Genomic DNA, 12591 nt, shown 5'->3' on the forward strand with positions numbered 1-12591 from the left:
TCACTTGAGGGAGCTGTCCATCGCTGATTGGTAGAAAAACACATGTCTCTAGTAAAACTTAGCAATGACATCAAGCACTATGCGTGGGGAAGTAGAACCTCCATCACTGAGCTGTTTGGCATTGAAAACCCAAATAATGAACCACAGGCTGAAATCTGGATGGGCGCCCATGCCAATGGTAGTTCAGTGCTTGAAGACTCAGGTTCTTCCCTCGCAGACTATATTGCCAGTGACAAACAAAAAGCCCTCGGTGACTATACAACCCATCGATTTGGAGAGCTTCCGTACTTGTTTAAAGTGCTTTCTGCAGAAACGCCATTATCGATTCAAGTGCACCCGAACAAGCGCAAGTCCGAGCTAGGCTTCGAACGCGAGAATACCCAAGGTATCCCGCTTGATGCCGCGAACCGTAATTACAAAGATCCGAACCACAAACCGGAACTGGTTTATGCGCTCACTTTCTACAAGGCAATGAATGGCTTTCGACCAATCGAAGACATCGTAGGCTTGTTCGCAGCAGTTGGGATTGAAGCGCTTAAGCCTCAAGTGACAGCTCTAGCAAACGACCAAACGAGTGGCGGTCTCAAGCGCTTTTTTACAGAAATCATGTCTCTTGAAGGAGAAAGTAAGCAGCAAGCGCTGCAAGAGCTTTACGCCGCTTACGAGAGGCCTGCCAAAAGCGTCATGGTTAGGGAGGCTTTGTCTTATAGCCAGAGTTTCTATCAACACTATGCCGATGACATTGGTCTGTTTGCACCGCTGATGCTCAACACCGTTGAACTCGCGCCCGGTGAAGCAATGTTTTTGCATGCCGAAACCCCTCATGCTTATGTAGAGGGAACTGGTTTAGAAATTATGGCGAGTTCAGACAATGTTCTGCGTGCAGGCTTAACGCCTAAGTACATCGACGTACCGGAGCTTATCGACAACGTTAGGTTCCAGTCTATCAAACCAGAAGATATCAGGCTTAATCCTGTAAACAAGGCAGGCAGGTTAAGCTACCCTATCCCAGTGGACGATTTTGGGTTTGACATTATTCAGTCTAACCACGAAATCCAACATCAATACTTGCGCAGTGCAGAGATACTGTTTTGTGTAGAAGGCGAAGTGATCGTATCGTCATCAGACAACCAAGTTGTATTAAAATCTGGCGAATCGGTATTTATAAGCAATGATTCTGCTCATTACCAATATCAAGGGAATGGTGTTCTTGCTCGTGCGTTTAACTAACCCCCGGTTACTGTGAACGCAATCAAAACACCTAGAGCCTGTTTAATTGAGACTTCACAGGCTCACTATTGGTAACTTATGGTCTTTTTACGTAAATCGTAACAACCGCTTTGACCAACCCCGCTGCTAGGCGGGGTCTTTTCTGATGTTTCTCTCCGCTCTAAAGTCGGAAGGCCAATAGATTTATTAACGACCTAGCATTCGGCTTAACGTACCGTCTTTGTCTACGACTTGGTGTTTAATAGCGCCAAGCACATGCAATGCTACAGCAACCATCAAGATTGTCGCACCAATACCATGTAGATTGCTGCCCAGCGAGCCAAGCCATTCGATCTTATCGCCCTTGCTATAAAGAACCCAGCCAAACACATCGATCCCTCGTCCGCCACCAATGCTCATCATGATGCCAGAGGTCGGCATCAGCAATGTGCCTAGCAGAAGTAAGTGATGGATAGATTTCGCGGCGATTTCCTGCAACCTTGGCATAGGTGCAGCGCTTTCGATAGGCCCCTCTTTGAATCGCCAAATCAGGCGCGTCGTGGCTATCACAAGTAAAATCACACCCAGCGATTTATGAATTCCGAGGAGTTCGAATTTTTCTGGACTACGTTCCATCGATTCAAAGACTTTGCCAAGTACAAAGATCCCGATAAAAGTCAGTCCCGTTAACCAGTGAAGAGCAATTGTCGGTTTTGATAATTTTTTTGACATGATTATTTTTCCTTAAAAAAGCTAAGGACATTATCAGGAATTTACAATTGTTAGGCGATAGTTAGGAATGTAAAGCTGTGTAAAAGTGTCCGGTTCGACGATCCGATACCTAGTTTATCGGAAGCTTGGTCTTTCGTTTTACTTGCCCGAATGCAAAGCTTGATTCAATAGAAGCAATATTGGGAAGCGGAGTAAGTTGGCGACGAATAAACTGCTCATAGGTTTTCAGTGACCCACTTACTACATGCAGTAGATAGTCGTGATTACCTGTCATCAAAAAGCACTCTAGAACCTCGTCCATTGCTTCAATGTGCTGCTCAAAGTCATGCATATTATCCTCAGTAGGCTTTTCTAGCTTAACCAACACAAAGACGTTAACTGGCAAACCACATGCCTCTTGATCGACACTCGCGTGATAGCCACGAATAATGCCCTGTTTCTCCAATGCCCTTACTCTGCGAAGGCAGGGAGACGGTGAAAGAGCGATGCGATCGGCAAGCTCTTGATTGCTTAATCGAGCGTTGCTTTGAAGCTCTTTCAGTATCTTCTTATCAATCTCATCCATTGGCGGATTCCTTCAAATTTGACCATATTCACGCAATATTATTGCGTCACAACCCGTGATTAGTTGGCACATCGCAATTATTAACATTTTTATAACACTAAACTTTTAAGAGGTAAAATAAAGGATGGAAATATGAATACCTCAACTCAACTGAGCCCTCTAAGAAAAACAACCAAACACGAACAAGCAGAGGCATTGGCAATAGAGCAAGCCCAGCACTTTGGAATCGATCCAAACAGTGAGTACGGAATGTCGCTGGTCGAGCTTGCAACAACCTTATACAAAGCGAACACCAAGACCCATGATCTTTGGGCAATCACCGTCGAAGGCCTATCTGATCTCGATAAAAGCGATCGCATCGCGTGGTTTAATACCAAACGATTTTTGTCGTTCCAAATCGCGAAGATCCTCGATAACTTGCAAAACCCGATGCGCGCCACTTATCAATCAATCGCCACCAACAATGGCAACTTCGCATCCAAAGGGGCATACCCTATTTTTGACAATGTGGCGGCGATCTTCTCTGCAAGCCCAGTTATCACTCGCACTGCGACCTATCTTTTCGCATGTACGGAGTGGATTGAAGATGCATTTAACGGCAAAGAGCCGTTGCACGATATCTATTCAAGGCTGCTCAACCCAACGTCAATTGCTCTTGCAAATCATATGGTCGACTTAGAAGCCGGTGGTAGAGCAAACCAATACCTTGCTTGGAACTTCAACTCCGGAATGGCAGCGATTGATGGATTACTTAGTCATTTGCTGGGCTATGAAGATATTGTTCTGGCATCACGAAACATCTATGGCGGCTCATATCAATTGCTTGAAGATTGGTTCGCTAAGCCGTCGAATCTCAATGTCGCAGTTGAGTGGGTCGATGGTTATTCTGGTGACGACTTCGCCAAACGCTTAGATGAAGTGACTGAGAAATACGCAGACCGAATAGCAAACGGCAAACGCATCTACGTCTACCTAGAATCGCCTTGTAACCCCCACGGATACGTGCTGGACGTTGCGGCCATTAGCCATGCCTCACACACTCGCGGCTGGGATGTGATTGTCGACTCAACCGTTGGTACGCCGATGCTACACCCTGTTCTTAAACGTGACGATGTTATGGAGCGCCCCGACTACGTCATTCACTCGTATACCAAGGAGCTAGCTGGCTCAGGGACAACGACTGCCGGTGTAGTAATCGGTCGCAACGAAACCATGTTTATCCCTAAAGGTGAGAGTGTTCCATTCACTAAACCCAATGGCGATGAAGTGACTATTGAGTGGAATAACTCACTGTTTTGGAACGTTTACTATATTAAGGGCGCGTTCCTCGATGCGGACAAAGCGTTTGAAGTACTAAACGGCATGAAAACCTATGAGATGCGTGTGGTACAAAAAACCATTAACACGCTAACGCTAGCGAAGATCTTCGATGCCCATCCAGATATCAATGTCTCTTGCCCTGCTCTCCCTGATAGCGATAACTACCAACACTGCCAGAAGAATATGTACTTGGGGTTACCGGCAGCGCTATTTACCATCGACATGGAAGGAAATGGAAATCGAGCGCCTATCAATCGAGAGGTGTTTAAGCAGTTCTTTGACATGCTAGAGCCTGCAATTGGTATGCAAGTCAGCCTTGGGCAAACCAATACCGTTGCTCTATGCCCGGCGCTCACCACGCACTCAGAGCTTAGTGATTCAGCGCTATCAGAGGCGGGGATAAAGCCTACCACCATGAGGCTTTCTATTGGCCTAGAAGACCCGCGCATGTTTATCGCCCACATCATAGAGGCGGCAAGCCTATCTATTGATAATAAGCATCCCGAGTTTTCACAAAGTTTTCCAAGTGCTGAGCAGATAGACGACATCTACCTGCAAACCTACACGCAGGTTCATGACAAAATCATTCGCAATCAACCCAGCTTCAATACACTAAGGCGATAGTTCCGACTGTCAGAGATGAGATAAGCGAGAGCATTGGCTCTCGCTTTGTTTTATTGTCAATTATATTATTTAATCAGATAGTTACATTATCGACATAAAAACGTCATACCACTTCTCTAAAGTCGGCGAGTCTACTTTCAAGGAGGAAACATGAAACACACACTCGCTCTATCTGCCCTGGCTATTGCTTCTGCCAGTTTACTGGGCTGCGCCTCAAGCACACCAACATCCACAAATCAGCCATTCTCGGCTGTGACAGAATTTAATATTCAATGTCTAGCTCAAACCGCGCCACAGCCCAGTGAGATGACGGTCAGCGGTCTTACTCTTGTAGGAACTTCTGTCGCTGATGCGCCGTTTGCTAGCTCTGCCGCTGAAATCGTCAGTTACGATAGCTGCACTGACAAGCTTTATGTCGTCAATGCTCAAGGCAAAACGGTTGACGTCATGTCACTTGACGAAGCGAGCGCACCAACTCTGTCCGGACAAATTGATCTTAACTCGGCTGCAGCACTGTCAGGTATTGCCATTGGTGCAGCAAACAGCGTCTCTGTGCATCAAGGATTGGTCGCAGTCGCCATTGAAAACGCGAATAAACAGAAAGCGGGTCTTATCGCATTGTACCGTTCAGATACTTTAGAGCTCATTACTACTTACCCAGCAGGCCCACTGCCGGATATGGTGAGCTTTTCCAAAGATGGACGATACATCGCATCGGCCAACGAGGGTGAACCAAATTCAGACTACTCCATCGATCCAGAAGGCTCAGTAACGCTTGTCGATTTAAGCAAAGGCCCACTCAATGCCGAGGTGACGCAAATTGACTTTAGAGACTTCAATCAAGCTGAGTCTAGACATGCTGAACTGAATGACAAGGTTCGAATCTCACATCCGAAAGCCAGCGTTGCGCAAGATCTGGAACCAGAATACTTAACCTTTGCAGACAACGGTCAAGTGTATGTCGCACTTCAAGAAAACAATGCGCTGGCTGCCATCGACGTTGAACAAAAACGCGTAGTCGGCATCTACGGACTTGGTGGCAAATCCTGGGAAACCGCTCAGCTAGATGCATCGAACAAAGACAAGATTGTTGGCAACTTACAAAGCTACCCAATGCTAGAAGGGCTTTATATGCCCGACAGCATTACCAGTTACCAAGTAGACGGTAAAACCTACATAGTGACAGCAAACGAAGGCGACGGCCGTGAATATGGGTTTGATACCACTCAGGAGCAGTGTGACCAACTAGGCTATAAATGGGATGGCGAAGAAGACCAATCAGCAACGGATTACGCGGCCAACCAGGACTTCTGTATCGCTTATGCGGATGAAGTGCGCGGTAAAAAGCTCAAGGTTGCTGACGACCACCCTCTTGCCGAGGCGCTCAAAGACAACAAACAGCTTGCACGTCTTAAAGTCATCAATCCAAAGAGTCCACTGCAGGCTGACGAAAAGGTACAAGCCTTTGGCGCTCGTTCTTTCACGATTTGGAATGACCAAGGAGAAGCTGTTTACGACAGCGGTGATGAGTTCGCAAATATTGCACTGATGAGCGACAAAGCCAACTTCAACAGTACTAACGACAACAACACATCAGCCGATGATCGTAGTGATGACAAAGGTGTTGAGCCAGAAGCCATTGAAGTCTCCTCTATCAATGGCCGTCATTACGCCTTTATTGGGCTAGAGCGACAAGGCGGTATTATGCTTTATGACGTCACCGTTCCTGAGCAAGCGCTATTCATCACCTATGTGAACAATCGTGACTTTAATCAACCGGTTTGCACTCAAGTAGACGACGGTGATTGTGCGAACGATACGTACAATCCTAAAGCCGGAGATCTTGGTCCTGAGTCCATTAAGTATTTTACAAGGCAGGGTCAACACTTCATCGCGGTAGGCAACGAAGTGAGCGGAACGACGTCAGTATTTAGACTAGATTTTTAGAATTTGACATGACCCCAAAGCTCACTGCTGTCGGGGTCATGTTTTACTTACAGATATCAAAAGTAACTTCAGACAAGTTCGTATTATCTAGAGCATAGATGCGAGCGAGATTAATAAGAGACTGAGATGCAGGGAAAATAGTTCCAACGCCTGGAGAGTAAAAAGTCTCCCCATCGGAGCACAAACTTAAGAGTATTGGCGCTTTATCCAGCGTAACATCATCTCCAGCCTCAACGTAGACAGAGTACCTGATGTCTTTCGGGCTTTCTCCATTAATAAGCTCAAGCACCTCTGCATTGTACTCATACTCATCCCAACCTGATTCACCTGAATCAACACGGACTACGGAAACTCTAGATACAACAGCTGTTAGTGGAGCTTGACGAACTGAGTTTGCCAATGCTTGCTCCATAACCTCATTCGCACTTGCAACATTAGAACAAAAATAGCACGCGATAAAGACGGCAACTTTTCCCAAAGAAATACCAGTCATCATTCCTCCGACGACGCTACGTTGGCTGATTGAGTATATATAGGCAAACTAGATAAGCTTAAGTCAAATTGGCTTGGAACAACAAAAGCTTCCCAAATATTAGCCGGGTACCTCGCAATGCTAACGCTATCGCCTTGATTTTCACCTAGAATAAACAGGTACTTTCCAGTTGAGCTTTGCCCAACGACAAAACCAACATGCCCGCCACCTCGACCGCGCTTCTTAATTGCAATAGAGCCCATTACTGGCTTATCGATCGCCTTTCCAAAGCTCATCCACGACAAAGCACGATAAGCATGCGCAACAGGCTCATACCCATGCTGTTTCATTACCCATGCTACAAATGAAGCACACCAAGCGTTTTCAGCCCCGGAATCATCCTTCCCCCAAAACCTTGACGCTGAGAAGTACCTCATAATCTGCGGGTTGGCTCGTTTTCCATGAATTTCAGTCTGCCCCAACTCACCGGAAGCCGTTAACATCCATGGTGCAGACTTAAATTTAGCTATGTTAATCAGTTTGATTTCAGAATTATTTCGTGACATCGAAGGTAAACCATTTTAGGAATCATCAATAATTGAAACCCAAAGTACATTTGCCTCATTGTCTCTTCAAACTGAAATAAAAGTGTTTAGAGCGCACCCAAACATTAGGTACTAATACTTCAACTGACAACTTGTCTATTTTGGCTATGATTCATTGAATACTGGTATTTTACACACTTCACCCAAGTCCGCTGGGCGCTTCCAAGTGTAGAGGTATTCATCAAGAAACTTGCCGCAAGGGGATTCAGTGCGCTGTTTAAGGACTTGATTGCCGCCGAGCGACTCATAGAAATGAATGGCATTGGTATTGTCGGCGAGAACCTCGAGAAAAATACCATTGTCCGGGTAGAACTTTTCCGCCCATTCGACGGCACGAACGATAAGCTGTTTAGCAACACCGCGACGCTGTGCTTGAGGTGTGACATGTAGATTATCGATGATAGTGCCGAAATCGACATTATGATTGCCAAAAAGACAAATAAACCCCACCAACTCACTATTGTCTTCCGCAACAAGGACATGTTGACTGAAAGGCGGGTTGAGCAACCTTGTCTGCCAAATCAGTTGTTTATCTTCTAGAACCGAATCATCAAGATACGATTGGCGCATGATTCCTTTATAAGCGTGTTGCCAGCTCGATGCATGTAATTGAGCCACATTTTGAAAGTCAGCATATTCTGCTACTCTAAATTCCATTTTACAGTACCTAGTGCTTTAGTTTTTACATTTCATTAAATTACATACTAGTTATCTGTAACTAAATTGCAATCCATGCTGATTACATTCCGTACAAATTGGACAAAAAGGGAGATCTCTCGCGATCTCCCTAGCAGTTTGTCGATATTGCATCAGTTTTTGTTCTCAAACCTAACAATAGGCACGAGCAAACTTACCTTGGCAACTGACAGAATAGTGCTTGGTAAAAGCCGGAATGAACATAGAATGCCCGCACTCCAACACAGCAACCTCACCATTTTCATGCGTTAAATGCACTGGCTCATCGAGCGCAAACAAGATCTCTGGCGTTTCCACCGAGAGCTCACGCTGGTGCTGATTCGCATACACGCTAAATTTAAAGTCTTTTACTGGCACCAAATAGTGCTCAGCGCCGTTCTCACGGTGGGGAGTCGATAACAAAGCTTCACGGCGTTTTGGCTCAAACACTGTACAAGCTGCCAACTCAGCAACATCAATATGCTTTGGCGTCAGGCCAGCGCGAAGGACGTTGTCGGAGTTAGCCATTATTTCAAGACCCGTCCCTTTACAATAGGCATGAGGAGTACACGCATCTAGGTACATTGCCTGGCCTGGCTCTAGGGTGAGAACATGCAAGATAAGCGGCGCGAATAAGCCGATATCACCAGGGGATCGCTCTGCTAACCAAGTAATGAGCTCAAATGTCTCATCACCTTGCTGACTGCTAGCAAAACTTAATAGGGCGTCAATGGCTCGGCATTTGATTTCCCCTTCCAGCTTCAGCAACCCGACAAAGAACTGCTCAAGTCCCTTAGGGTTCGGCTCAGAGTTGTATTTCGCAACGAGCTCAGACAACTCCAAAATATCCAATGTATTAAAGTACTTCAGTATCTCTTCATGAGGCCTAAAACCGTTCATCGCTTGATAGCGAGTTAAGGCATAAACCAATTCCGGTTTGTGATTGGGATCTTTGTAGTTTCGACTGCCCGCGTTCAAAGCCAAGCCATTTTGCTGCTCCAACAAATAGCCTTTCTCAGCTTGTTCTTTACTCGGGTGTACTTGAATCGAGAGTGCATTTTCTGCAGCAAGAACCTTGAACAAGTACGGCAACTCACCAAATTGCTGCTGTACAGAAGGGCTGAGAATAGACTCAGGGTCACCAGCTACCCATTGGTCCAGGCGAACCAAGTGATTATCGATGAAGACGTGAGAACAACCGTTAGGATGCGCACCCATCCACAGCTCGGCTTGCGGTTTATGCTCTGGGTTTTCAATGCCAAAGAGCGTCGAAATCGAGGTCTCACTGCCCCATGGGTAATCTTGGATAACATTACTCATAGGTAAAAAATATTGTTGCGTCATGAAAATTCCAACCAATCATCAAAGGGATCTTGATAGCGGACTTGTTCAAAAGAGCGCTATCAAGATCCAGGTCTGCTAACAGAGTGTCAGTCACTCAAAATAAGTTAACAGAACTCAATTTAAAACTATATAGTTTTAAATTGATAAATGATCAATACTTTCGACAAGATCAAAAATTGACAAAAAGATCAGAAAAAAAAGAAAAGCCCCCTCGGGCTCGAATCGAGGGGGCTTTTTTATTAAGGGGAGACTTTATCGGAGCGATAAAAATCTGTGGAAAGCTGAGGGGATTACTTCGCCACATCTAAAATGATAGCTTCTAGCTTATCTAAGCCTTCTGCTAAAACTTCTGACTCTATGGTTAGCGGTGGCAATAAGCGGATCACATTCGCTTTCACGCCACACGACAGTAAGATAAGACCGTTTTCTTGAGCCTTAGCAATCACCGCTTTGGTGACATCTTGCAATGGCTGCTGTGTTTGAGGGTCGGTAAACTCAATCGCCATCATTGCGCCAATAGTTCGGATTTCACCAATGGCTGGAACTTGCTTTTGCAGCGCTGTCATTCGAGCATTAACCACTTCACCGATACCTTGAGCTTTAGCACACAATTGCTCTTCTTCGATGATCTTGAGGACTTCTAAGCCCGCAATACAACCAAGTGGAGAGCCCGCGTACGTACCACCAAGGCCACCAGGAAGCGCTGAATCCATGACGTGCGCTTTACCGACTACTGCAGAGATTGGGAAACCGCCCGCAATCCCTTTCGCCATCGTCATCATGTCAGGTTCAATACCAATGTGCTCTGTTGCGAACATTTTGCCTGTACGGGCAAAACCAGTTTGGATCTCATCCGCAATCAACAGGATACCGTGCTTGTCACACAGTGCACGCACCGCTTCAGCAAAGTCTTTAGGTGCTTGATAGAAACCACCCTCGCCTTGTACAGGCTCAAAAATGATCGCCGCAACACGGCTAGGCTCGATGTCACAAGCAAACAAATCTTCAAGTGCCTGCAAGCTGTCTTGAGTGCTAATGCCATGGAACGCATTCGGATACGGTGCATGGAAGATCTCGTTCGGAAACGGTCCAAAACCCGCTTTGTATGGCGCAACCTTACCGGTTAGACCCATCGTCATGTTGGTACGACCGTGGAAGCCACCTTTAAAGGCGATAACACCGCTACGACCTGTATGTGCACGCGCCACTTTCACTGCATTTTCGACCGCTTCTGCACCAGTGGTAAGAAAGATCGCTTTCTTCTCGGTATCACCCGGAGCAAGCTCTGTGAGTTTTTCAGCCAGCTCCACAAACGATTCGTATGGGGTGACCATCGCACATGTATGAGAGAAGTTTTCAATCTGCGCTTTCACCGCTTCTGTAATGCGTGGGTGGGAGTGACCGGTATTGGTTACTGCAATACCTGCAGCAAAATCGATGTATTTGTTGCCATCGACATCCCATACATGGGCATTTTCTGCTTTCTCAACATACAATGGGTAAAGTGCGCCCATACCTTGAGCGATAACTTTGCTTCTTCTTTCGTGCAGTTGTTGATTTTTCATTGTTCAGTCCTTTATTCGTTATCGCTAATTAATTGCCACCAAAGCAGAGATATTTAACGTCCATATACTCGTCAATACCTTGCTTCGCGCCTTCGCGGCCAATACCCGATTGTTTCACACCACCAAATGGTGCAACCTCAGTAGAAATAATGCCTTCGTTTATGCCGACCATGCCATATTCCAGTGCTTCCGCCACTTTCCATACGCGATGAATGTTTTGGCTGTAGAAGTAACTTGCTAGACCATAAATGGTGTCATTAGCCATCTCGATCAGCTCTTCATCCGTATCAAAACGAATCACTGGCGCAACTGGGCCAAAGATCTCTTCTTGAACGATATCCATACTATGAGACACATCTTTTAGCACCACAGGTTGCATAAAGTTGCCTTCAAGAGATTCAAGCGGTGTGACAGGTGTTGCCCCCTGCTCAATAGCACGTTCAATCAGAGCTTGGATACCCTGTTTTGCACTTTCATTAATCACGGGACCAATGCTAACGCCTTCATCAAGGCCGTTGCCTATCTTAAGCTGTTGAACTGCTGCATCGAACTTAACGACAAACTCGTCGTAAACTTTGCTATGAACATAGAAACGGTTAGCGCAAACGCACGTTTGGCCTGCATTACGGAACTTAGACGCCATTGCACCTTGTACCGCTGCATCAATATCCGCATCGTCAAAAACGATAAATGGTGCGTTGCCACCTAGCTCCATCGACGTACGCTTGATGTCCTTCGCAGACTGCGCCATCAATACACTGCCTACTTGCGTAGAGCCTGTGAACGAGAGCTTTCTGATCAGAGGATGAGAGGTAAAGATCGCGCCAATTTTGCGTGAGCTTTCGCCCAGAACCACTTGCAGAGCGTCTTGTGGAATACCCGCTTGGTAAGCCAGTTGCACGATGGCGAACGCAGACAGTGGTGTCGAGTCAGACGGCTTCACCACAAAGCTACACCCTGCCGCAAGAGCGGGACCCGCTTTGCGCGTGATCATTGCGATAGGGAAGTTCCAAGGAGTGATAGCAACAGCAACGCCAATAGGTTGCTTGATAGTCACGACTCGCTTATCGGCCGTTGGACCCGGGATCGTATCGCCATAAGTACGTTTCGCTTCTTCCGCGAACCACTCAATAAAGCTCGCGCCATACAGCACTTCACCTGCCGCTTCTGCGAGAGGCTTGCCCTGCTCCATCGTCATGATACGTGCAAGGTCATCTTTGTTCTCTAGAATCAGCTGGAACCAGCGGGTAAGCATACCGGCACGCGTTTTTGCAGGCACCTTTGCCCATTCTTTTTGTGCCACGTGCGCTCGTTCAATGGCGTCCATCACTTCTGCATCACTTGAGCGCGGCGCAAATCCCACTGTCTCTTCGGTTGCAGGGTTGGTTACTTCAACAGCGTTGTCGGCTGCTGTCACCATAAACGCCAATAGGCTTTTGTTGTCAATTTGCTGCATGGTGAATCCTTTTGCTTCCATGGCTCGCTTCCTATTGAGCAGCCATTATTGTTTGTAAATAGAGTGAATCAGTAAGC

11 protein-coding genes are annotated in these 12591 nt (G+C 46.4%); 3 read left to right on the forward strand and 8 right to left on the reverse strand.

Translation table 11 applies throughout. The annotated features are described in order from the left end of the window. Positions 1-42 precede the first annotated feature (42 nt). Entirely contained in the window at positions 43-1230 is a 1188-nt protein-coding gene (manA, locus tag PG915_RS17965) for a mannose-6-phosphate isomerase, class I (RefSeq protein WP_353499785.1), read from the forward strand. A gap of 186 nt (positions 1231-1416) precedes the next feature. On the opposite strand, the gene PG915_RS17970 is transcribed toward manA (PG915_RS17965), so the two are convergent. Together PG915_RS17970 and PG915_RS17975 are read right to left on the reverse strand one after the other, a co-directional pair. Continuing rightward, complete coding sequence (locus PG915_RS17970) at positions 1417-1941, reverse strand: cytochrome b (RefSeq protein ID WP_353499786.1); 525 nt, start codon at positions 1939-1941, stop codon at positions 1417-1419. A gap of 109 nt (positions 1942-2050) precedes the next feature. Then, a complete protein-coding gene (locus PG915_RS17975) occupies positions 2051-2506 on the reverse strand; it encodes an Lrp/AsnC family transcriptional regulator (RefSeq protein ID WP_353499788.1) in 456 nt (151 codons plus the stop codon). 132 nt (positions 2507-2638) lie between these two features. Between PG915_RS17975 and PG915_RS17980 the strand changes: the two genes are divergently transcribed. Then, positions 2639-4450 (forward strand): PLP-dependent transferase, encoded by a 1812-nt coding sequence (locus PG915_RS17980; RefSeq protein WP_353499789.1) that lies wholly within the window; start codon positions 2639-2641, stop codon positions 4448-4450. Between the two features lie 150 nt (positions 4451-4600). Beyond that, the gene (locus PG915_RS17985) at positions 4601-6397 is read left to right on the forward strand and encodes a choice-of-anchor I family protein (RefSeq protein WP_353499790.1); all 1797 of its coding nucleotides are present in this window, start codon (positions 4601-4603) and stop codon (positions 6395-6397) included. A gap of 43 nt (positions 6398-6440) precedes the next feature. On the opposite strand, the gene PG915_RS17990 is transcribed toward PG915_RS17985, so the two are convergent. The 6 genes from PG915_RS17990 to PG915_RS18015 all read right to left on the reverse strand — a co-directional run bounded on the left by PG915_RS17990 (position 6441) and on the right by PG915_RS18015 (position 12514). After that, positions 6441-6890, reverse strand: a complete 450-nt coding sequence (locus tag PG915_RS17990; RefSeq protein WP_367357788.1) for a hypothetical protein — start codon at positions 6888-6890, stop codon at positions 6441-6443. After that, positions 6890-7435, reverse strand: coding sequence for a TIGR02594 family protein (locus tag PG915_RS17995; RefSeq protein WP_353499792.1), 546 nt, complete (start codon positions 7433-7435; stop codon positions 6890-6892). The genes PG915_RS17990 and PG915_RS17995 overlap by 1 nt, the downstream gene beginning before the upstream one ends. Positions 7436-7579: 144 nt before the next feature. Beyond that, on the reverse strand, positions 7580-8131 hold the full coding sequence (locus PG915_RS18000) for a GNAT family N-acetyltransferase (RefSeq protein ID WP_353499793.1): 552 nt from the start codon (positions 8129-8131) through the stop codon (positions 7580-7582). A gap of 171 nt (positions 8132-8302) precedes the next feature. Further along, positions 8303-9493, reverse strand: coding sequence for a mannose-6-phosphate isomerase, class I (gene manA, locus PG915_RS18005; RefSeq protein ID WP_353499794.1), 1191 nt, complete (start codon positions 9491-9493; stop codon positions 8303-8305). A 290-nt stretch (positions 9494-9783) separates the two neighbouring features. Beyond that, entirely contained in the window at positions 9784-11058 is a 1275-nt protein-coding gene (gene gabT / locus PG915_RS18010) for a 4-aminobutyrate--2-oxoglutarate transaminase (RefSeq protein ID WP_353499795.1), read from the reverse strand. A gap of 28 nt (positions 11059-11086) precedes the next feature. Then, positions 11087-12514 (reverse strand): NAD-dependent succinate-semialdehyde dehydrogenase, encoded by a 1428-nt coding sequence (locus PG915_RS18015; RefSeq protein ID WP_353500157.1) that lies wholly within the window; start codon positions 12512-12514, stop codon positions 11087-11089. Positions 12515-12591: the final 77 nt, after the last annotated feature.

The sequence above is a fragment of the Vibrio sp. CB1-14 genome, assembly GCF_040412085.2.
GTDB classification, from domain to species: Bacteria; Pseudomonadota; Gammaproteobacteria; order Enterobacterales; family Vibrionaceae; genus Vibrio; species Vibrio chaetopteri.

Coding starts and splice junctions, on each gene's coding strand:
- PG915_RS17975 (WP_353499788.1), bottom strand. CDS start 2,506: ATGGATGAGATTGATAAGAAGATACTGAAAGAGCTTCAAAGCAACGCT.
- gabT (WP_353499795.1), bottom strand. CDS start 11,058: ATGAAAAATCAACAACTGCACGAAAGAAGAAGCAAAGTTATCGCTCAA.
- manA (WP_353499785.1), top strand. CDS start 43: ATGTCTCTAGTAAAACTTAGCAATGACATCAAGCACTATGCGTGGGGA.
- PG915_RS17985 (WP_353499790.1), top strand. CDS start 4,601: ATGAAACACACACTCGCTCTATCTGCCCTGGCTATTGCTTCTGCCAGT.
- PG915_RS17990 (WP_367357788.1), bottom strand. CDS start 6,890: ATGACTGGTATTTCTTTGGGAAAAGTTGCCGTCTTTATCGCGTGCTAT.
- PG915_RS17995 (WP_353499792.1), bottom strand. CDS start 7,435: ATGTCACGAAATAATTCTGAAATCAAACTGATTAACATAGCTAAATTT.
- PG915_RS17970 (WP_353499786.1), bottom strand. CDS start 1,941: ATGTCAAAAAAATTATCAAAACCGACAATTGCTCTTCACTGGTTAACG.
- PG915_RS17980 (WP_353499789.1), top strand. CDS start 2,639: ATGAATACCTCAACTCAACTGAGCCCTCTAAGAAAAACAACCAAACAC.
- PG915_RS18000 (WP_353499793.1), bottom strand. CDS start 8,131: ATGGAATTTAGAGTAGCAGAATATGCTGACTTTCAAAATGTGGCTCAA.
- manA (WP_353499794.1), bottom strand. CDS start 9,493: ATGACGCAACAATATTTTTTACCTATGAGTAATGTTATCCAAGATTAC.
- PG915_RS18015 (WP_353500157.1), bottom strand. CDS start 12,514: ATGCAGCAAATTGACAACAAAAGCCTATTGGCGTTTATGGTGACAGCA.